The organism is Haemophilus influenzae (genome assembly GCF_001457655.1).
Lineage (GTDB): Bacteria > Pseudomonadota > Gammaproteobacteria > Enterobacterales > Pasteurellaceae > Haemophilus > Haemophilus influenzae.
The window spans coordinates 1,690,193-1,711,522 of sequence record NZ_LN831035.1 but is presented as its reverse complement, the minus strand read 5'-3'; the positions used below and the strand labels follow the sequence as shown (position 1 = coordinate 1,711,522).

The 21,330-nt window shown below is 38.6% G+C and carries 20 protein-coding genes; 13 read left to right on the top strand and 7 right to left on the bottom strand.

Annotated elements, in window-relative coordinates; all coding sequences use genetic code 11:
- Window positions 1-132 precede the first annotated feature (132 nt).
- From AT683_RS08445 to cysB, 7 genes are all read left to right on the top strand, one after another.
- Window positions 133-1,026: a transcriptional regulator GcvA gene (locus AT683_RS08445; protein ID WP_005667412.1), complete on the top strand. Its 894-nt coding sequence runs from the start codon at window positions 133-135 to the stop codon at window positions 1,024-1,026.
- Entirely contained in the window at window positions 1,019-2,110 is a 1,092-nt protein-coding gene (gene rlmM, locus AT683_RS08440) for a 23S rRNA (cytidine(2498)-2'-O)-methyltransferase RlmM (protein WP_011272436.1), read from the top strand. Before AT683_RS08445 ends, rlmM begins: the two co-directional genes overlap by 8 nt.
- A gap of 35 nt (window positions 2,111-2,145) precedes the next feature.
- A complete protein-coding gene (sucC, locus tag AT683_RS08435; RefSeq protein WP_011272437.1) occupies window positions 2,146-3,315 on the top strand; it encodes an ADP-forming succinate--CoA ligase subunit beta in 1,170 nt (389 codons plus the stop codon).
- Window positions 3,315-4,196 carry a succinate--CoA ligase subunit alpha gene (gene sucD, locus AT683_RS08430; RefSeq protein ID WP_011272438.1) on the top strand — a complete coding sequence of 294 codons (882 nt, stop codon included), beginning with the start codon at window positions 3,315-3,317 and terminating at the stop codon, window positions 4,194-4,196. Before sucC ends, sucD begins: the two co-directional genes overlap by 1 nt.
- Window positions 4,197-4,316: 120 nt before the next feature.
- The gene (locus tag AT683_RS08425; RefSeq protein WP_005689272.1) at window positions 4,317-4,940 is read left to right on the top strand and encodes an L-threonylcarbamoyladenylate synthase; all 624 of its coding nucleotides are present in this window, start codon (window positions 4,317-4,319) and stop codon (window positions 4,938-4,940) included.
- A gap of 47 nt (window positions 4,941-4,987) precedes the next feature.
- On the top strand, window positions 4,988-6,061 hold the full coding sequence (rluB, locus tag AT683_RS08420; RefSeq protein ID WP_011272439.1) for a 23S rRNA pseudouridine(2605) synthase RluB: 1,074 nt from the start codon (window positions 4,988-4,990) through the stop codon (window positions 6,059-6,061).
- Window positions 6,062-6,071: 10 nt separating this feature from the next.
- Window positions 6,072-7,043 (top strand): HTH-type transcriptional regulator CysB, encoded by a 972-nt coding sequence (gene cysB / locus AT683_RS08415; protein WP_005689269.1) that lies wholly within the window; start codon window positions 6,072-6,074, stop codon window positions 7,041-7,043.
- A gap of 58 nt (window positions 7,044-7,101) precedes the next feature.
- Here the strand turns inward: cysB and prmB are convergent, their stop codons facing one another.
- Window positions 7,102-8,046 (bottom strand): 50S ribosomal protein L3 N(5)-glutamine methyltransferase, encoded by a 945-nt coding sequence (prmB, locus tag AT683_RS08410; RefSeq protein ID WP_011272440.1) that lies wholly within the window; start codon window positions 8,044-8,046, stop codon window positions 7,102-7,104.
- A gap of 130 nt (window positions 8,047-8,176) precedes the next feature.
- On the opposite strand from prmB, the gene smrB reads away from it, so the two are divergent.
- On the top strand, window positions 8,177-8,680 hold the full coding sequence (gene smrB, locus AT683_RS08405) for an endonuclease SmrB (protein ID WP_005689264.1): 504 nt from the start codon (window positions 8,177-8,179) through the stop codon (window positions 8,678-8,680).
- 77 nt (window positions 8,681-8,757) lie between these two features.
- Here smrB and pta read toward each other — a convergent pair whose 3' ends face one another.
- A complete protein-coding gene (gene pta, locus AT683_RS08400) occupies window positions 8,758-10,893 on the bottom strand; it encodes a phosphate acetyltransferase (RefSeq protein ID WP_038441339.1) in 2,136 nt (711 codons plus the stop codon).
- Between the two features lie 67 nt (window positions 10,894-10,960).
- Window positions 10,961-12,166, bottom strand: coding sequence for an acetate kinase (locus AT683_RS08395; protein WP_011272441.1), 1,206 nt, complete (start codon window positions 12,164-12,166; stop codon window positions 10,961-10,963).
- Between the two features lie 216 nt (window positions 12,167-12,382).
- On the opposite strand from AT683_RS08395, the gene yfbV reads away from it, so the two are divergent.
- From yfbV to purF, 3 genes are all read left to right on the top strand, one after another.
- The gene (yfbV, locus tag AT683_RS08390) at window positions 12,383-12,826 is read left to right on the top strand and encodes a terminus macrodomain insulation protein YfbV (protein ID WP_005657119.1); all 444 of its coding nucleotides are present in this window, start codon (window positions 12,383-12,385) and stop codon (window positions 12,824-12,826) included.
- An 86-nt stretch (window positions 12,827-12,912) separates the two neighbouring features.
- Window positions 12,913-13,404: a CvpA family protein gene (locus AT683_RS08385; protein WP_005657117.1), complete on the top strand. Its 492-nt coding sequence runs from the start codon at window positions 12,913-12,915 to the stop codon at window positions 13,402-13,404.
- 10 nt (window positions 13,405-13,414) lie between these two features.
- Window positions 13,415-14,932 (top strand): amidophosphoribosyltransferase, encoded by a 1,518-nt coding sequence (gene purF, locus AT683_RS08380; protein ID WP_011272442.1) that lies wholly within the window; start codon window positions 13,415-13,417, stop codon window positions 14,930-14,932.
- 64 nt (window positions 14,933-14,996) lie between these two features.
- On the opposite strand, the gene AT683_RS08375 is transcribed toward purF, so the two are convergent.
- Window positions 14,997-15,887: a TIGR01777 family oxidoreductase gene (locus AT683_RS08375; protein ID WP_005657112.1), complete on the bottom strand. Its 891-nt coding sequence runs from the start codon at window positions 15,885-15,887 to the stop codon at window positions 14,997-14,999.
- Window positions 15,887-16,342, bottom strand: a complete 456-nt coding sequence (gene argR / locus AT683_RS08370; RefSeq protein WP_005657110.1) for a transcriptional regulator ArgR — start codon at window positions 16,340-16,342, stop codon at window positions 15,887-15,889. Before argR ends, AT683_RS08375 begins: the two co-directional genes overlap by 1 nt.
- A gap of 206 nt (window positions 16,343-16,548) precedes the next feature.
- Here argR and mdh point away from each other — a divergent pair, with 206 nt between their 5' ends.
- Window positions 16,549-17,484 (top strand): malate dehydrogenase, encoded by a 936-nt coding sequence (gene mdh / locus AT683_RS08365; RefSeq protein ID WP_005657108.1) that lies wholly within the window; start codon window positions 16,549-16,551, stop codon window positions 17,482-17,484.
- Window positions 17,485-17,570: 86 nt separating this feature from the next.
- On the opposite strand, the gene lysS is transcribed toward mdh, so the two are convergent.
- Together lysS and prfB are read right to left on the bottom strand one after the other, a co-directional pair.
- Complete coding sequence (lysS, locus tag AT683_RS08360; RefSeq protein WP_011272443.1) at window positions 17,571-19,079, bottom strand: lysine--tRNA ligase; 1,509 nt, start codon at window positions 19,077-19,079, stop codon at window positions 17,571-17,573.
- A gap of 111 nt (window positions 19,080-19,190) precedes the next feature.
- Window positions 19,191-20,289 (bottom strand): peptide chain release factor 2 gene (gene prfB, locus AT683_RS08355; protein ID WP_105873601.1). Its coding sequence is split into 2 segments (ribosomal slippage): window positions 19,191-20,213 and window positions 20,215-20,289, totalling 1,098 coding nucleotides; the frame shifts between segments, so codons are not numbered across the junction.
- A 132-nt stretch (window positions 20,290-20,421) separates the two neighbouring features.
- Between prfB and dsbC the strand changes: the two genes are divergently transcribed.
- Window positions 20,422-21,111, top strand: a complete 690-nt coding sequence (dsbC, locus tag AT683_RS08350; protein ID WP_005647404.1) for a bifunctional protein-disulfide isomerase/oxidoreductase DsbC — start codon at window positions 20,422-20,424, stop codon at window positions 21,109-21,111.
- Window positions 21,112-21,330: the final 219 nt, after the last annotated feature.

Below are 21,330 nucleotides of genomic sequence, written 5' to 3'. Positions count from 1 at the left end.
TAAGTATGGTTGTATTGTAAGGAAAAGGGTAGGAAAGGACAAGTGACGTTTTTTTATTTTAGGTATTAGAAAAACTAATTTGAAATAAATCTTGTCCATTATAGACGAAAATTTTATAAATGGAAATACTATATGTATAAACGTTTGCCACCATTGAATTCACTAAAATCTTTTGAGTCGGCTGCTCGTTATTTAAGTTTTACTAAAGCAGCAGATGAGCTTTGTGTTACACAGGCGGCGGTTAGTCATCAAATTAAATTATTAGAAGAATTTTTAGGGATTGAATTATTTAAGCGAAAGAATCGTTCTTTAGAATTAACGGAGCTTGGTAAAGCTTATTTTGTTGATATTAATAAAATTCTGCGTCGCTTAAATGAAGCAACAGAGCGATTATTAACGTTAAAAACGGATCCGCATTTAAATATTAGCGTGCCACAAACTTTTGGTATCCAATGGTTAGTGCCACATTTAAGTGAATTTAATCAGCTTTATCCGCAAATTGAGGTTCGTTTAACAGGCGTGGATCAAGATGAAGGTTTGTTAAATAAAGAAATTGATCTTGCTATTTATTATGGTTTGGGAAATTGGCAGAATCTTCAAGTAGATCGTCTTTGCGAAGAAAATTTATTGATTTTAGCCTCACCTGAATTGCTAGCAGAAAATCCAATTATTCAGCCTGAAGATTTAAAAAAACACACATTAATTCACATTCATACCTGTGATAATTGGCAAGCGATGGCAAATCATTTACAGTTAGATGATTTAAATATTCAGCAAGGGCCGTTATTTAGCCATACATTTATGGCGTTACAGGCGGCTATTCACGGGCAAGGTATTGTATTAGCTAATCGCTTATTAGCCTTGCAAGAAATTGAAAATGGCTCATTGCAAGCAGTGTTGCCGACTAATTTGCCTGATCCAAAATCATTTTATGTGGTCAATCATCTTGATCGCCTTGATGACCAAAAAATTCAAGCATTCCGTCAGTGGATTATTAACTCAATTAAACAAGAAGAAAATGAATAAACTCGCATTATATTGTCGCCCAGGTTTTGAGAAAGAAGTCGCCGCAGAGATTACCGATCAAGCAAGTCATTTAGGTGTATTTGGTTTTGCTCGAGTGCAAGATAATTCGGGCTACGTGATTTTTGAATGTTATCAACCTGATGAGGCAGATCGCCTTGCCCGAGACATTCCTTTTAATCGTTTGATTTTTGCTCGTCAGATGATGGTTATTTCCGATTTATTGGAAGATTTAGATCCCGCTGATCGTATTAGTCCCATCGTGGCGGCATTTGAAGAATTATCACAACAAGTTAATTTTGCTCAATCTAGCGAGCTTTTTGTAGAAACTGCAGACACAAATGAAGCAAAGGAGCTTTCCACTTTTTGTCGTAAGTTTACCGTGCCTTTACGTCAGGCATTGAAAAAACAAGGTTGGCTTTCGGCAAAGGCGAGTCAAAAGTGCGGTCAATTTTTACATTGTTTTTTTGTAAAACCGAATTGCTGCTATGTGGGATATTCTTATGTGGATAATCATTCCTCCCATTTTATGGGAATCCCTCGTTTAAAATTTCCTGCAGATGCGCCGAGTCGATCTACGTTAAAACTAGAAGAAGCTATTTTGACTTTTATTCCGCGTAAAGAAGAGAATAAACGTTTAAATGAAAATATGATTGGCGTTGATTTAGGGGCTTGCCCTGGCGGTTGGACGTATCAATTAGTCAAACGAGGTTTATTTGTTTATGCAGTTGATCACGGAAAAATGGCGGCGAGTTTGCATGATACGGGGTGCATTGAACATTGCGCGGAAGATGGTTTTAAATTTCAGCCCCCAAAAAGGAAAAAAGTGGATTGGTTAGTCTGTGATATGGTGGAACAACCAAGTCGTATTTCGTTATTGATTGGTAAATGGTTGTTGAATGGTTGGTGCCGAGAAACCATCTTCAATTTAAAATTACCCATGAAAAAACGTTATCAAGAAGTGATATTATGTTTAGAAAACTTGGCTGTTATGTTGGCTGAGCAGAATTTAAATTTTGATATCCAAGCAAAACATTTATATCACGATCGTGAAGAAATCACGGTTCATATAGCATTAAAACCTTGAGTGAATTGTTTTCATAACCAAAAAGGACGTCGCGAATGAATTTACACGAATACCAAGCAAAACAACTATTTGAGCATTATGGATTACCCGTAAAAAATGGGGCAGTCTGTCAATCTGTTGAGGATGTCGATTTGGTACTGGCTCAACTTTCAGGCGATAAGTGGGCGGCGAAATGCCAAGTTCATGCTGGTGGGCGTGGTAAAGCGGGTGGCGTTAAATTGGTACAGGATGTAGAGGAAGCGAGAGCTTTTGCAGAAAAATGGCTGGGACAACGTTTAGTCACTTTTCAAACGGATAAATTGGGTCAGCCAGTAAACCAGATTTATTTTGAAGAAACTTGCGATATTGATAAAGAATTTTACTTAAGTGCGGTTGTTGATCGTGCCTCTCAAAAAGTTATGTTTATTGCTTCTCCTGCTGGTGGAATGAATATTGAAGAAGTCGCGCAAAATTCACTGCACTTACTCCATAAAGTCGAGATTGATCCTTTATTTGGAGGATTGCCTTATCAAGGCCGTGAATTGGCGTTTAAATTAGGGTTAAGTGGTACGCAAAACAAACAGTTTACCGATATCTTTATGGGCTTATCTCGTTTGTTTTTAGAAAAAGATTTATCTTTAGTGGAAGTCAATCCACTTGTTCTAACTAAACAAGGCTATTTGGTTTGTCTCGACGCCAAAATATCTGTCGATGATAACGCTTTATTTCGCCATAAAGATCTCTTAGCACTGCAAGATTTAACTCAAAATGATGCCCGTGAAGCAGAAGCTGAAAAATTCCAGTTAAACTATGTGGCTTTAGAGGGCGATATTGGTTGTATGGTAAACGGGGCTGGGCTTGCAATGGGCACCATGGATATTGTGAAACTCTATGGTGGGAAGCCTGCGAATTTTCTTGATGTGGGTGGTGGTGCAACGAAAGAGCGGGTTGCTGAAGCGTTCAAAATCATTTTAACCGATCCTTCCGTTAAAGTGATTTTAGTGAATATTTTTGGTGGCATTGTTCGTTGTGATTTGATTGCTGAAGGCGTGATTGCTGCAGTAAATGAAGTGGGCGTGAGAGTGCCTGTGGTTGTGCGATTAGAAGGAACGAATGCTGAAATGGGTCGCCAAATTTTAGCGCAAAGCGACGTTAATATTCTTACAGCACAGAGTTTACAACAAGCTGCAGAATTAGCTGTGAATGCAGCAAAAGGAGAACACTAATGGCGATTTTAATTGATAAAAATACTAAAGTGATTTGCCAAGGTTTTACTGGTGGACAAGGGGCTTTTCATTCCGAACAAGCATTAGCCTACGGAACGCAATTAGTTGGTGGCGTATCGCCAAATAAAGGTGGAACCACTCATCTTGGTTTACCTGTATTTAATACAGTTCGTGAAGCTGTCGAAAATACGGGGGCAACAGCGACAGTTATTTATGTGCCAGCATCATTTTGTAAAGATGCCATAATTGAAGCCATTGATGCAGGGATTCAGTTAATTGTCTGTATTACTGAGGGTATTCCTACATTGGATATGCTTAAAGTGAAACAGAAATTAAATGAAACGGGCGTAGTAATGATTGGGCCAAATTGCCCAGGTGTGATTACGCCTGATGAATGTAAAATCGGCATTATGCCCGCTCACATACATAAAAAAGGTAAAGTGGGGATTGTTTCTCGTTCTGGAACTTTAACTTATGAAGCGGTAAAACAAACTACAGATGAAGGCTTTGGACAATCGACTTGTGTGGGTATCGGGGGAGATCCTATTCCAGGTTCTAGTTTTATTGATATTCTTGAAAGATTTCAACAAGATCCCGAAACAGAAGCCATTGTGATGATTGGCGAGATTGGCGGCTCTGCAGAGGAAGAAGCAGCAATCTTCATTAAAGATAATGTTACTAAACCAGTGGTTGCGTATATTGCGGGTATCACTGCGCCAAAAGGAAAACGGATGGGGCATGCGGGAGCCATTATTAGCGGCGGAAAAGGTACTGCAGTAGAAAAAATTGCAGCGTTAGAAGCCGCTGGTGTGACCTGTGTAAAAAGCCTCGCTGAAATTGGTGAAGCCTTGAGAAAGCTATTAAAATCATCTAAAAATTAACCGCACTTTAGTTTTCTAAAGCGTAGATTGGCTTTCTACGCCTTTATTTTTATATGCTCGCCATTATAAAGTGAGCACAAAATTGCTATAATCAGCGCACATTTTTTAAGGAAGAAACACATGAGCCAATTTTTCTATATCCACCCTGAAAATCCACAAGCGCGCTTGATTAATCAAGCCGTAGAGATTTTACAAAAAGGCGGTGTGATTGTGTATCCAACGGATTCGGGATATGCCTTGGGCTGTATGATGGGCGATAAACACGCAATGGATCGCATTGTAGCAATTCGTAAATTGCCTGAAGGACATAATTTTACCTTGGTGTGTAGCGATTTGTCGGAACTTTCAACTTATGCAACGGTAAATAATACCGCTTATCGTTTGATTAAAAATAATACGCCAGGGCGTTATACTTTTATTCTTACAGCAACGAAAGAATTACCTCGCCGTTTAATGACATCAAAACGTAAAACCATTGGTTTACGCGTACCAGATAATAAAATTGCTTTAGATTTGCTTTCAGCCTTAGGCGAGCCGATTTTATCTTGTTCGTTAATGTTGCCGAATGAAGAACATACTACGCAATCCGATCCTGAAGAAATTCGTGATCGTTTGGAACATCAAGTGGATTTAATTATTCATGGTGGATATTTAGGGCAAGAGCCTACAACAGTGGTAGATTTAACGGAAGAATCGCCAGTGATTTTACGCGAAGGAAGTGGAAGTACTGCTCCTTTTATTTAACCTATAGACGCTTGTGAAAGCGACCTTTCCATTATTCAAGGAAAACAATGAAACCTAGTCAAAAACAAACTCAAAGACAACCGCACTTTTCCAAAGATTCAGCAAAGAAACGTGATTTTTCAGCTAAAAATGACAGACGTTCAGTATCTCGTACTGCTCGCATAGAAACAGCAAATACGAAAAAAAGTGCGGTTAATTCTGACAACAAATTTTTATCTAAGCCAAAAGCGAAACCTGTTGTAAGAGCCTCGAATCAACCGAAAGCAGAGGGCGAAAAATTACAGAAAGTTTTAGCGCGTGCTGGACAAGGCTCTCGTCGTGAAATTGAAACGATGATTGCCGCAGGCAGAGTGAGCGTAGAGGGTAAAATTGCGACTTTAGGCGATCGTATTGACGTACATTCTGGCGTGAAAGTGCGTATTGATGGTCAAATCATTAATCTTAGCCACGCACAAAAAGAAATTTGCCGTGTATTAATGTATTACAAACCTGAAGGCGAACTCTGTACACGTAGCGACCCAGAAGGGCGTGCGACCGTGTTTGATCGTTTGCCGCGTTTAACGGGATCTCGTTGGATTGCGGTGGGGCGTTTAGATATTAATACATCAGGTTTATTGCTTTTTACCACTGATGGCGAATTAGCAAATCGTTTAATGCACCCAAGCCGTGAAGTTGAACGTGAATATTCTGTGCGTGTATTTGGTCAAGTTGATGATGCGATGTTAGCGCGTTTACGTAAAGGCGTTCAGCTTGAAGATGGTCCTGCTAATTTTAAAGAAATTAAATTTACAGGCGGTGTGGGTATTAACCAATGGTATGACGTAACCTTGATGGAAGGACGTAACCGTGAGGTTCGTCGTTTGTGGGAATCTCAAGGGATTCAAGTTAGCCGCTTGATTCGTATTCGTTATGGAAATATCAAACTGATGAAAGGTTTGCCTCGTGGTGGCTGGGAAGAAATGGATCTTGAAAACGTCAATTATTTACGTGAATTGGTGGGATTACCTGCTGAGACTGAAACGAAATTAGATGTAAAACAGGCTAGTCGTCGTCCAAAATCTGGGCAAATTCGTAAAGCGGTAAAACGTTATTCGGAGATGAACAAACGTTATAAAAAATAAGGACTTTTTTATGAAAATGCATCAATTGCGTTATATCGTTGAGATTGTAAACCAAAATTTGAATGTCACAGAAGCGGCAAATGCACTTTACACATCACAGCCGGGTATCAGTAAACAAGTTCGCCTATTAGAAGATGAATTAGGTCTGGAAATTTTTGAGCGTCATGGCAAGCATATAAAATCAATTACACCAGCAGGGAAAAAGATTATCTCAATTGCACGCGAGTTACTTGTTAAAGCGCAAGGTATCCGTGCCGTTGCCGATGAATATACTCGGCCAAATCACGGTGTATTACGTATTGCGACGACAAATACTCAGGCACGTTATATGCTGCCAAGCGTGATTGAACGTTTTTCTAAAAAATATCCTGATGTGAGCTTGCATATTCATCAAGGTTCGCCAACACAAATTCACGATGCTTTAATGTCAGGTGAAGTGGATTTGGCAATTACCACTGAAGCACCTTATTTATTTGATGATTTAGTTCAGATTCCATGCTATTGGTGGAATCGTGCCGTGATTGTTTCGCCAGAACATCCGCTTGCCAAAGTGAAAGAACTGACCATTGAGGAATTAGGCAAATACCCACTTGTGACTTACACGTTTGGTTTTACGGGTGTTTCTGATTTAGATTACGCATTTAATAGTGCAGGCATTTTACCAAATATAGTTTTTACGGCTACCGATGCTGATGTTATTAAAACTTATGTGCGCTTGGGTTTAGGGGTGGGCATTATGGCATCTATGGCGCATACGGCATTAGATGCGGATCTTGTGCTAATTGATGCAAGCCATTTGTTCCGCCCGAGTATGACGAATATTGCATTTAAACATAGCACGTTCTTACGTAATTATATGTACGATTTTATGGAATATTTTTCACCGCACTTAATTCGTAGTGTCGTAGAAAAAGCCGAGCGTTTGCGTGATAACAATTCAGTGAAAAAATTATTTGAAGGCATTGAATTGGAAACAAGATAACAATGTATAAATGAAGTGCGGTTGAAATTTAATAAGAATTTTAACCGCACTTGAAAGATTAAAACAGATCGTGATATTTCACTAAATCTTTACGCTGAATAGCAAATACGCCTAGTCCGCCATTTTTAAGTTCTACCCATTCAAATGGTACATCTGGATATTGCTCAATTAAGCTAATCATACTATTACCCACTTCACACACCAACACGCCATTTTCGGTTAAGTAATCTGGTGCTTGTTTCAAAATTTGTTTGGTAATGTTTAAGCCATCACTGCCAGAACCTAAGGCTAACTCTGGTTCAAAATGGAATTCTTCTGGCATATCGGCGAGATCTTCTTCATCCACATAAGGTGGATTGGTCACGATAAGATCGTATTTCTGTCCCAAAATATTTTCAAATAAGTTTGATTGAATCGGGAATACACGATGCTCTAATTGATGGCGTGAAATATTGATCTCTGCGACATTAAGTGCATCAACCGATAAATCTACCGCATCTACTTCCGCATTCGGGAAAGCATAAGCACAAGCAATGGCAATACAACCGCTGCCTGTGCATAGATCGAGAATATGATTTGGTTCTTGTGAAATTAAATCTTCAAAGCGATCTTGAATTAAAGCACTAATTGGAGAACGTGGAATAATGGTTCGTTCATCGACATAAAATTCGTGACCGCAGAACCAAGCGCTATTCGTTAAATATGCCACAGGTATGCGTTGTTCGATTCGGGTTAATACAAGTTGAACTAAGGTTTCTTTTTCAGATGGGGTTAATCGACTGTTAAATAATTCGGTAGGTAAATCAATGGGTAAATGTAAGCCACTTAAAACGAGTTGCAGGCTTTCATCCCAAGGATTATCGTGCCCTTGCCCGAAGTAAATATCAGAACGATTGAGAATGCTATACGTCCAACGCAGAAAATCTTGGATGGTTTGCAGTTCGTTTGCAACATTATCTTCCAAGATAGTTGCAACTAATTCTTGGTTATGTGAAGTTTCCATCGCATTTCTCCATAAAAGTGAGTAGAAAAGTTAGCATAAAATTCGGTATGAAAATTTGGCGTAGTTATACCACAGATGAGAATGTAGAACTATGATATGATACGCAAAATTTGAAATTAATGAGAAAAAAATGCAAGACGAATTTGATTTATTCCGTGCGGAAACCAAAGGCATTAAGCCAATGAAACAAGATACTTTTGTTGCCCCTCACCAAAAACGTGATCAGAAAAAAATAGAATTGAAAGAATTACGAGCGAAAGAAGATACGTTATTTTATTTTTCTGATGAATATGAGCCGTTACTGAATGAGCATGATGGTGTTGTGAAATATTTACGTGATGGGGAAGATTCCCATTTATTAAAACAACTTCGTCGTGGAGATTTTTCGCCAGAATTGTTTTTAGATTTACACGGTTTAACCCGTGAACAAGCTAAGCAAGAATTAGCCGCACTTTTACTGGCTTGTGAAAATGAGCATATTGATTGTGCCAGTATCATGACGGGCTATGGCACCTTTACATTGAAAAAACAAATTCCACGTTGGCTAGTACAACATCCTAAAGTGCGGGCATTGCATCAAGCGCCAAGAGAATGGGGCGGTGAAGCCGCAATTTTGATTTTGGTTGATTTGTAAAAAAACGTTATAAAAAAATACCGCACTTTTACTGCCTAGGGCAAAGTGCGGTATTTTCTTTTACAATTTTGTATGAACTATTGTGTTGCTTGAATTGCGGTTAAGGCAATTGTGTATACAATATCATCAACTAAGGCACCGCGAGACAAGTCATTGACTGGTTTACGCATACCTTGAAGCATTGGGCCAATAGACACTAAATCTGCAGAACGTTGTACTGCTTTGTAAGTGGTGTTACCCGTATTTAAGTCAGGGAATACGAATACTGTTGCTTTACCTGCTACTGGTGAATTTGGTGCTTTAGAGCGAGCCACGTCTTCCATCACAGCTGCATCGTATTGTAATGGGCCATCGATTAATAAATCAGGGCGTTTTTCTTTCGCAATACGGGTTGCTTCTTTCACTTTTTCCACATCAGCACCGCTACCAGATGTACCTGTTGAGTAAGAGATCATTGCGACTTTTGGATCAATACCAAATGCTTTCGCAGAATCCGCAGATTGAATTGCGATTTCCGCAAGTTGTTCTGCAGTTGGATCTGGGTTTACCGCACAGTCACCGTAAACAAGTACTTGATCTGGTAATAACATAAAGAAGATAGAAGAAACGATTGAACTACCTGGTGCAGTTTTGATGATCTGCATTGGTGGGCGAATGGTGTTTGCAGTCGTGTGAACGGCACCAGATACTAAACCATCTACTTCATTTGCTTCTAACATCATAGTAGCAAGCACTACGGTATCTTCTAATTGTTCACGTGCTGCGGTTTCGGTCATGCCTTTCGCTTTACGTAATTCAACTAAACGATCAACATAGTTTTCTCGAACATCTGCTGGGTTAATGATTGTAATGCCTTTACCTAATTTAACACCTTGTGCTTCTGCAACACGTTGAACGGATGCAGGATCTGCTAAAAGCACACATTCCGCAATGCCACGTTCTGCGCAAAGTACGGCTGCTTTGATTGTACGAGGTTCATCGCCTTCAGGAAGCACAATACGTTTTTTCGCCGCACGAGCAAGTTCAGTTAATTGGAAACGGAATGCAGGTGGGGATAAGCGAGGTAAACGGCTAGAATCTGCAACTAAATTATTGATAAAGTCAGCATTAAAGTGTTGGCTAATGTATTGTTTAATATTCTCAATACGTTCTTTGTCATCAACAGGCACTTCAAGATTAAAGCTTTGTAAACTTAATGCCGTTTGCCAAGTATTGCCTTCAATACGGAAGATCGGCAATTTTGCTTTTTCAAAAGTAGGTTGGCAAAGTTTATTAATTTGAGCATCAATTTTATAACCGCCTGTTAATAAAATACCGCCGATTTCAATACCATTTGACGCTGCGAGAGCGGCTGCTACAAGCACATCTGGACGATCTGCTGAAGCGACTAATAAACTGCCTGCACGGAAATGCTCAACCATATTTGGTAAACTTCTTGCGCAGAAAGTGATACCACGAATACGGCGATTGATTTCCCCTTCATTAATGATTGATGCACCTAAATGTTTGACTAAGTCGATTGCTCGTGTAGCGATTAAATTTGCATTCCAAGGCACACAAGCTAATAACTTGATGGCACTACCTGCAAATAATTTGTTTACTTCTGTTTCGCTAATATGATTGTGTTGGAATGAATCAAAGATTTCAGCAAGATCGGGGCGTGTACGACCAGATTCATCAACAGGTGCATTGAATTTGTTTACAACTACGCCTAAAAGATTTGGATTGTTTTTACCACCAAATAAAGAGGCTGCTGCTTCTACACGATCTTTTAATTCGGTTGGGGTTTCAGTTGCTGGTGCTGCAACTAATACGATTTCTGCATCTAATGCTTGTGCAATTTCATAGTTGATATTATTTGCATAACCGTGTTTTCTTGTTGGAATTAAACCTTCCACCACAACGATATCGTTGTTTTTGGTTAATTGTTGGTGGTTAGCTACAATTTTTTCTAACAATACGTCAGACTGATTTTGACCAATTAATGATTCTGCCACGCTTAACATAAAGGGTTCGGCAGTTTCAAGGCTAGTGCTAGTGCGAATAATAGAGGTTGTGCGATCCAATTTATCTTCGCCAGTGCTTGGTTGAGAAACGGGTTTCATAAAAGCAACTTTTGTGCCTTTTTGTTCGAGAGAGTGGATTAATCCAAGACTAATGCTAGTTAAACCCACGCCTGTACTTACAGGGATAAGAATAATCGTGCGAGACATAGTTAAACCTTAATATGTATATGTTATAAATAAAAACTGCCGAAAAATTCGGCAGTTTGTTGTTGAATTAGAAACAAAGTCTTGCGGTATCTTGTGCGATAACCAATTCTTCGTTAGTTGGAAGAACAATCGCTTTAAATGCGGAATCATCAGTCGTGATTACGCCATCTTTACCAAAACGTGCGGCAAGATTTCGTTCATTATCAATTTTAATGCCAAATAATTTTAAGTGATTCAATGCTAATTCACGAACGTGCGCTGAGTTTTCGCCAATACCACCAGTGAATGCAATCGCATCTAAGTGATCATCGCCCAACACAGCCATATAAGCACCAATGTATTTCGCTAAACGATAGCTATAAACATTTAAAGCGCGTTTTGCTTCTGGTTTAGATGCATTATCGTAGTTATCTTCAGCATAACGGCAGTCGCTGGTTACTTCAGTTAAACCTAAAAGACCAGATTTTTTCACTAAAGTCTCTTCGATTTGTTCCATAGACATACCTAGTGTTTTGTATAGATAGAATACGATTGCAGGGTCAATATCGCCACAACGCGTACCCATTACCAAACCTTCTAGTGGAGTTAAACCCATTGACGTATCGATACATTGACCGTTACGCACAACAGAAACAGAACCACCATTACCTAAGTGACAAATAATAGCATTGACTTGGTCTGCGGGTTTGCCTACATATTCAGCGACTTCACGAGAAATGAAGTAGTGACTTGTGCCGTGTGCACCATAGCGACGTACGCCGTGTTCTTTATATAAAGAGTATGGAAGGGCATAAAGGAATGCTTCTTCAGACATAGTTTGGTGGAATGCTGTATCAAAAACTACCACGTTTTTATCTTTTAAGTGTGGGAATGCGTTAAATGCTTCGCGAATACCAATTAAGTGAGCTGGATTGTGAAGTGGCGCAAATTGTGCAGCATCTTCAATACCTTTAACAACTTCATCAGTTACGATAACAGATTGGGTGTATTTTTCGCCACCGTGAACGATACGGTGACCAATTGCTGCGATAGAATTTTTTAGTTCATCAGTCAGAATGTTAGATGCAATAAAATTAAGCGCTTCAGTATGCGCTGCGCCTGCGCCTAAATCTGCGTTACCTTTCTCTCCATTGAGTTTCCATTTGATACGTGCTTCTGGTAAGAAAAATGCTTCGGCTAAGCCAGATAATTTTTCTTCCCCTGTTGCTGGATCAAGAATTGCAAATTTTAGTGAAGAACTACCGCAGTTAAGGATAAGAACAAGTTTTGACATAGGAACCCTATATTTGATTGAGGTTAATAGAAATCCATCATTTAAGATGGTTTGAAAAATTAGGTATAGGATACACCTTTTGATGAATAAAATAAATTCATCGGTAAGGAAAAAATACAAACTTTATCGTATTTTTTGAAAAATTAAACTATTTTTACTAAAAATAGACTTAAAATAGCGTATGATAAGTGCGGTCAATTTTTTGAGGTGTTTTTTATGGCGTTTTTTTCCATTTTTAAACAGGGACAAATTTATCTTAATACTTGGCCGCAGGAGGCGAAGTTAGGGATTATTTTCCCTGAAAACCGTATTATGAAAGCCACGAGTTTTGCACAAAAATTTATGCCTTTTGTTGCTGTATTTGCAATACTGTGGCAACAGATTTATGCAAAAAATGATTTAATGGCATTTTCTATCGCAATTTTGACCGCACTTTTTGCCTTGCTTATTCCTTTTCAAGGGCTTTATTGGCTTGGTAAGCGTGCAAATTCGCCATTAGAAAATCAAAGTGCGGTATGGTTTTACGATATTTGCGAACGCTTAAAACAACAAAATGAACCCTTGCCTTTTGTGCAAGAAAAACCGACATATCAACATTTAGCGGAAGTCTTAAGGAAAGCTCAAAGCAAATTTGAACGTGCTTTTTGGCAGGAAATTTAGTTTACGCAAACGTTTTCTTTTTGGCTGTATTTTTGTAGAATACCTCGGTCGTTTTAAACGGCCGTTTTTCATTGAGAGATTTTTTAATGATCGATTACATTATTATTGGCATTATCGCTTTTTCCATTCTTGTCAGCTTATTACGTGGTTTTGTACGCGAAGTACTTTCACTTGGTAGCTGGGTTGTGGCATTTATCGTAGCAAGCCAGTTCTATCCTTATCTTGCCACTTATCTTACGCAAATTGAATCAATGTATGTGCGTAATGGAACTGCAATCGCCATTCTGTTTGTTCTGACTTTAATCGTGGGCGCAATAGTAAATTATGTGATTAGTCAATTAGTAGATAAGACGGGTTTAAGCGGCACTGATCGCGTATTAGGTGCTGCTTTCGGTTTAGTGCGCGGTGCATTGATTGTGGCTGCGTTGTTATTTTTTATGGATACTTTTACCAATTTTGAACAAACTGATTGGTGGAAAGAATCTCAATTAATACCGCATTTTGGTTTTATTATTGAATGGTTCTTTCAACAGCTTCAGTCAAGTTCAAGTTTTTTAAATCCAACGCTTAATCAATAAGGAACACAAAATGTGTGGTATTGTCGGTATTGTTAGCCAAAGTCCGGTTAATGAATCTATTTATGCAGCATTAACTCTTTTGCAACATCGTGGACAAGATGCGGCGGGTATTGTAACGGTTGATGATGAAAACCGTTTCCGCTTACGTAAAGCTAATGGCTTAGTCAGCGATGTGTTCCGTCAAGAGCATATGCTACGCTTGCAAGGAAATGCTGGATTAGGGCATATTCGCTATCCTACGGCAGGAAGTTCTAGCGTCTCAGAGGCACAACCTTTTTATGTAAATTCTCCCTATGGTGTCACTTTGGTGCATAACGGCAATTTAACCAACTCAGTGGAGTTAAAAGAAAAAGTCTTTAAAACTGCCCGCCGTCACGTAAACACTAATTCAGATTCTGAACTTCTTCTTAATATTCTCGCTAATCATCTTGATCACATTCCTCAAAACCATCTTGATCCACAAGATATTTTCTATGCTGTTCGTAAAACTCACAATGATATTCGTGGTGCTTATGCCTGCGTAGCGATGATTATTGGACACGGAATGGTTGCATTTAGAGATCCTTTTGGTATTCGTCCTTTGGTGTTGGGTAAACGTGAAGAAAATGGCAAAACTGATTATATGTTCGCCTCTGAAACAGTAGCTTTAGATATTGTGGGTTTCGAGTTTGTGCGTGATATTGCTGCGGGCGAAGCCGTTTATGTGACATTTGATGGCGAGCTTTATTCACAACAATGTACCGAAAGTGCGGTGTTAAATCCTTGTATTTTTGAGTATGTTTATTTTGCACGCCCAGATTCAACGATTGATGGTGTCTCTGTTTATGCGGCACGTGTTCATATGGGGGAAAAACTCGGGAAAAAAATTGCAAAAGAATGGGCGGATGAAATTGATAATATTGATGTGGTCATTCCTATTCCTGAAACCTCCACAGATATTGCGTTACAAATAGCTCGTGTTCTAGGGAAGCCTTATCGACAAGGATTTGTGAAAAATCGCTATGTTGGTCGTACCTTTATTATGCCAGGTCAAGCACAGCGTATTAGTTCTGTTCGTCGCAAATTGAATACCATTAAAGCTGAATTTAAAGATAAAAATGTGTTATTGGTGGACGATTCTATCGTTCGTGGCACAACCTCTGAGCAAATTGTTGAAATGGCTCGCTCAGCTGGTGCGAAGAAAATTTACTTTGCCTCTGCAGCTCCTGAAATTCGTTATCCGAATGTATATGGTATTGATATGCCGAGTTGTGATGAACTGATCGCTTACGGTCGAAATGTTGAGGAAATTGCACATTTGATCGGCGTAGATAAATTAATTTTCCAAGATCTGACCGCACTTACTGAATCTGTTCAATTGGAAAATCCAGCCATTCAAGGTTTTGATTGTTCAGTATTCACAGGCGAATATATTACAGGCGATATTAGTCCTGAATATCTTGATAAAATCGCACTTCAACGCAACGATAGTGCAAAGAAAAAACGTGAAAAACAAGCATCCAATCTTGAAATTTATAATGAACAATAAATTGCGATAAGGTGAGATATTTAGTCCGATAAAAATCACCGCATTAAAAAAGTGCGGTGATTTTTTATTTGTTTTTTAGGATTTCTTCTAGATAGTTTTTGCAATCAGAATACTGAAATTGGAATCCAGCGTTGAGTAATTTTTCAGGCACAACATTTTGGCTTTCTAGTAATAGATTCGCTCGTTCGCCAAGAATGAAATGTAATATCCATTTTGGAATAGTTGCAAAGGCAGGACGTTTTAATATTCCAGCCAAAGTGCGGTTAAATTTATGCTGTTTTATGGGATTCGGGGCGGTGAAGTTAAATGATCCTTGGCATTCTGAATGGTCGAGTAAAAATAAAATGCCGTTTACCATATCTTCCAAAGCAATCCAAGGGAAATATTGCTCTCCATTGCCCAGTTTACCGCCAAGTCCCCATTTGTATAAAGGCAACATTTTAGCAAGTGCGCCACCTTTTGTAGAAAAGACCATGCCTGTTCGAATCAAACAAACTCTCGCATTAGCTTGTTGAGCGATATTTTCCCAATCTTGGCATAATTGTGCGGTAAAGGTTTTTGCTGTTTTGCTTGTTTCGGTAATTTTTTGTTCGCCTTGATCGCCGTAAATTCCAGTTGCTGAACCTGATATAAAAATTGGGTATTGCTGATACTGATTGATGAATTCAACCAGTTGAGTAGTGAGGCTTAAACGACTTTCTCGTAAAATAGATTTCTGGTTTTTCGACCAAACTTTATGAAAAATTGGTTCGCCAGCAAGATTGATGATGGCATCAAACTGTTCTTGTAAATCGAGTTCTGAAAGTGCGGTAATAAATTTGATGTTTTTTTGCTTTGAGAGAGTGTGCGGCGAACTTGAGCGCGTTAAGATCGTCACTTGTTCATTACGTAAGCAAAGTTGTTCAACAAGTGCTTTGCCGATAAGCCCTGTGCCTCCTGTTAATAAAATATTCATTACAATGCGTTTTCAAATAAACGTTGGATATTTTGCAATAATTCAGCAATAGGTTTATCGTTTGTGGGCGTGACAAAAATAGTATCATCGCCTGCGATAGTGCCTAAAATGCCTTCCGATTTTCCAATGGAATCAAGTAATCGTGCAATTAATTGAGCAGCACCGGGCGTCGTTTTTATTACGATTAACATCGAATTGTGATCAACATCTAAGACAAGATTTTTTAATGGACTACTGGTATTGGGAACACTTAATTCATTTGGTAAGCAATAGACCATTTCCATTTTTGTATTACGAGTGCGAACCGCACCAAATTTGCTGAGCATTCTCGATATTTTTGATTGATTAATACCAGTAAAGCCTTGTTTTTTTAAGGCATCGACAATTTCATTTTGAGAACCAAAGCGTTCTTGATTGAGTAATTCTTTAAAAGCACGAGTTAAATTGTCAGTCATCTTTATTTTTTAATAGTCAAAATTTGCATAAGAATTGCATAAAAATTCACTTTCATCAACTGAAATATGAATAAGAACAAAGAGAAGAAAATATTTATCTCAGAAATGTGAACTAGATCATAGAATGATATTTCTCTATTTGTAATTGTAAGATGAACATTTTAAAATCAGTCTGTTTTAAATTAACTAACACATAAGGAGTATTTATGAAAGTTGCTGTATTAGGTGCCGCAGGTGGTATTGGTCAAGCATTAGCGTTATTACTAAAACTTCAGTTGCCAGCAGGCACCGACTTAGCATTATATGATATTGCCCCAGTAACACCAGGTGTTGCAGTAGATGTGAGCCATATTCCAACAGCAGTGAATGTAAAAGGTTTTTCTGGCGAAGATCCAACTCCTGCACTTGAAGGTGCGGATGTTGTATTAATTTCTGCTGGTGTTGCACGTAAACCTGGTATGGATCGTTCAGATTTATTCAATATTAATGCAGGTATCGTGCGTGGTTTAATTGAGAAAGTCGCGATTACTTGCCCAAAAGCTTGTGTTGGTATCATCACTAACCCAGTAAATACTACTGTTGCGATTGCGGCTGAAGTGTTGAAAAAAGCAGGCGTTTATGACAAACGTAAATTATTTGGTGTGACAACTTTAGACGTGTTACGTTCTGAAACTTTTGTGGCTGAATTAAAAGGTTTAAATGTTTCTCGTACCAGCGTTCCTGTTATTGGTGGTCACTCAGGTGTGACTATTCTTCCATTACTTTCTCAAGTTCAATATGCAAAATGGAATGAAGATGAAATCGAACCATTAGCAAAACGTATCCAAAATGCAGGTACAGAAGTGGTCAATGCAAAAGCAGGTGGCGGTTCTGCAACGCTTTCAATGGCGCAAGCTGCGGCACGTTTTGCTCGTTCTTTAGTGAAAGGATTAAGTGGCGAGACAGTGGTTGAATGTACTTATGTTGAAGGCGATGGCAAATATGCTCGTTTCTTCTCTCAACCCGTTCGTTTAGGCAAAGAGGGTGTAGAAGAAATTTTACCAATTGGCCCATTAAGCAATTTTGAACAACAAGCTTTAGAAAATATGTTGCCAACTTTACGTGCAGATATTGAATTAGGCGAAAAATTTATTAATGGTTAATCGTTAAACAATAAGAAGGGAATATAAAATTCTCTTTTTATTAAAATAAAAAAGCCACCAAATGGTGGCTTTTGTTTGTATCTTTATTATTTCTGACGCATTGCAGGGAATAAGATCACATCACGAATTGATGGTGCATTTGCATAAAGCATTGCTAGGCGGTCGATACCTAAACCTTCCCCAGCTGTTGGTGGTAAGCCGTGCTCTAATGCAACAACAAAGTCTTCATCTTTAAACATCGCTTCATCATCGCCAGCTTCTTTTGCAGCCACTTGTGCATCAAAACGTTCATTTTGATCTTCTGCGTCATTTAATTCTGAGAAACCATTACCGATTTCACGACCACCGATAAAGAGCTCAAAACGATCTGTTACATCTGGATTTTCATCATTACGACGTGCAAGTGGAGAAATTTCCGCAGGATGAGCCATTAAGAATGTTGGTTGAATTAAGTGATGTTCAGCCACTTCTTCAAAAATTGCATTGACAATGCTGCCTAAACCCCAAGATTTTTGTACTTCAATACCTAAGCGTTCTGCCGTGGCTTTTGCACGATCAAAGTCATATAAATCTTCTTTTACGATACCTTTGTCTGCACCATATTTAACCGTTGCATCGTGTAACGTAATACGTTCGAATGGTTTACCAAAATCAAATTCGTATTCGCCGTATTTCACAATAGTAGTACCAAGAATATCAATCGCTAATTTACGAAGCAGTTCTTCGGTGTTATCCATTAAATCATGGTAATCCGCATAGGCTTGATAATATTCAAGCATAGTAAATTCTGGATTATGACGAACAGAAACCCCTTCATTACGGAAGTTACGGTTTAATTCAAATACTCGTTCAAACCCACCAACGACTAAGCGTTTTAAATAAAGTTCAGGTGCGATACGTAAATACATATCCACATCTAATGCATTGTGATGAGTTACGAAAGGACGCGCAGATGCACCGCCTGGAATGACTTGTAACATTGGCGTTTCCACTTCCATAAAGCCTTTAGAAATGAAATATTCACGAATCCCCGCGACAACTTTAGAACGAATAATAAAAGTGCGGCGAGATTCTTCGTTAGAAATTAAATCTAAATAACGTTGGCGATAACGAACTTCTTGGTCGGTTAAACCGTGGAATTTATCTGGTAATGGGCGAAGTGCTTTAGTTAAAAGTTGAACCTCAGTGGTTTTAACGGTAAGTTCATCGGTTTTTGTTTTAAATAAAGTGCCTTTAACGCCAACGATGTCGCCTAAATCCCAAGTACCAACGTCATCTTTATAAACACCTTCAGGCAAATTATCGCGTGCAACATAAAGCTGGATTTTACTGCTCATATCTTGAATAGTGATAAACGTTGCTTTACCCATTGCACGGCGAGTCATAATACGACCAGCAACTTGTACTTCAATGCTTTTCTCTTTTAAGATTTCCCCGTCTTCTGAATCATATTGATTGTGCAAATCTTGTGCGAGCGCATCACGACGGAATTTATTCGGAAAGGCATTACCTTTTGCACGCAATGCGGCTAATTTTTCACGACGGACGAGCATTTCGCCATTGAGATCTAATTCTTTAACTTCTTGTTCTGACATGTTGTTTACCTTTAATTTTAACTTTAAAAATACCTTAAAAAATAACCGCACTTTTGGGTTATTTCTATGATGGGATAAGTAACGCGTCTTTACTTATCCAGCAAATCATGCTTAAAGCCCAGCTTTTAAACTCGCTTCAATAAATCGATCTAAATCCCCGTCTAATACGGCTTGCGTATTACGGTTTTCCACGCCAGTACGTAAATCTTTAATGCGTGAATCGTCTAATACGTAAGAGCGAATTTGGCTTCCCCAACCAATGTCAGATTTATTATCTTCCATTGCTTGTTTATCCGCATTTTTCTTCTGTAATTCAAGCTCATACAATTTCGCTTTTAATTGTTTCATCGCTTGATCTTTGTTCTTGTGCTGTGAACGGTCATTTTGACATTGCACCACAATACCACTTGGCATATGGGTAATTCGCACCGCACTTTCAGTTTTGTTTACGTGCTGCCCACCAGCTCCCGATGCTCGATAAACATCAATACGTAAATCAGCAGGATTGATTTCAATATCAATATCATCATCAATTTCAGGATAGACAAATGCTGCGCTGAATGATGTGTGACGACGGTTATTGGAATCAAATGGACTTTTACGCACTAAGCGATGAATCCCCGTTTCTGTTCGTAACCAACCAAAAGCATATTCACCGCTCACTTTAATGGTTGCCGATTTCAATCCAGCTACATCGCCGTCAGAGACTTCCATCAGTTCTGTTTTAAAACCTTTGCTTTCAGCCCAACGGAGATACATACGCAGCAACATTTCTGTCCAATCTTGAGCTTCCGTACCGCCAGAGCCTGCTTGTAAGTCCACATAGCAATCGCAAGCATCATGTTCGCCACTAAACATTCGACGGAACTCTAATTTTTCGAGTTGTTGTTCGAGTTCATCTAATTCAGCTACCGCTTCATTGAAGGTGTCTTCGTCTTCTGCTTCAATGGCAAGTTCTAGCAACCCATCAATATCTTCTAAACCTTGTTCTAAATTTTTGATGGTATTTACAACTTGTTCTAAAGAAACGCGTTCTTTACCAAGTGCTTGGGCTTTATCTGGATCATTCCAAACATCTGGCTGTTCTAATTCCGCATTGACTTCTTCTAAACGCTCAACTTTGGCATCAAAGTCAAAGATACCCCCGAAGCACTGAAGTGCGGTCAGATAAATCGATGATTTTATTTTTTACAGGATTGATTTCAAACATAATAAATTCACTGTGTGATAAATTGTGGAATTATATGCTATTTTCTGATTTTTGGATAGTTTGACCTTGCAGAAATTAGCAATCTCTCTATAATTTTAGACTTTCTCACTCAAGCTAATTTAGGAACAAAAAATGAAGAAAATTTTTACCGCACTTTTGTGCGTGGCTGCGGCTAATGCAATGGCAGATGATGCAGCAATTAAACGCAAATTACAGTCTTTTAATATATCAAATATTGTTATTAAATCTTCGCCGATTTCAGGCATTAAAACGGCTGTCACGGATCAAGGTATACTCTATGTGAGCGAAGATGGAAAATATCTTTTTGAAGGTAAACTTTATGAACTCACAAATAATGGCCCTGTTGATGTCGCAGGTAAAATTTTAGTGGATAAACTTAATTCTTATAAAGACGAGATGATTGTTTATCCTGCGAAAAATGAAAAACACGTAGTAACAGTATTTATGGATATTACCTGCCATTATTGCCATTTATTACATCAGCAATTAAAAGAATATAACGATCTTGGCATTACCGTGCGTTATTTAGCTTTCCCTCGTGCAGGTATGAATAATCAAACGGCGAAACAAATGGAAGCGATTTGGACGGCGAAAGATCCCGTTTTTGCTTTAAATGAAGCAGAAAAAGGCAATTTACCAAAAGAAGTTAAAACGCCAAATATCGTGAAAAAACATTATGAATTAGGTATTCAATTTGGTGTACGAGGAACACCAAGTATTGTTACCTCAACTGGTGAGCTTATTGGCGGTTATTTAAAACCAGCTGATTTATTAAGAGCTCTTGAAGAAACGGCACAATAATTTTATAATAAAGAGCAAGGGGCAGTTGCCTACCCCTTGTGTTTAGTCGGTTATGCTTAATATGCTGGGGAGCTTAAAAGCATTAACAACACAAAAATTATGATATAAATGCATAATTTAGGCATCATTAAAATCCTTAGCTGACACAATAGTTAGACTAATGGTCAGTAGGGCTTTTAACCCCTGTCAGCATTCAGGGTTAAAAGCCCTGACCGACAG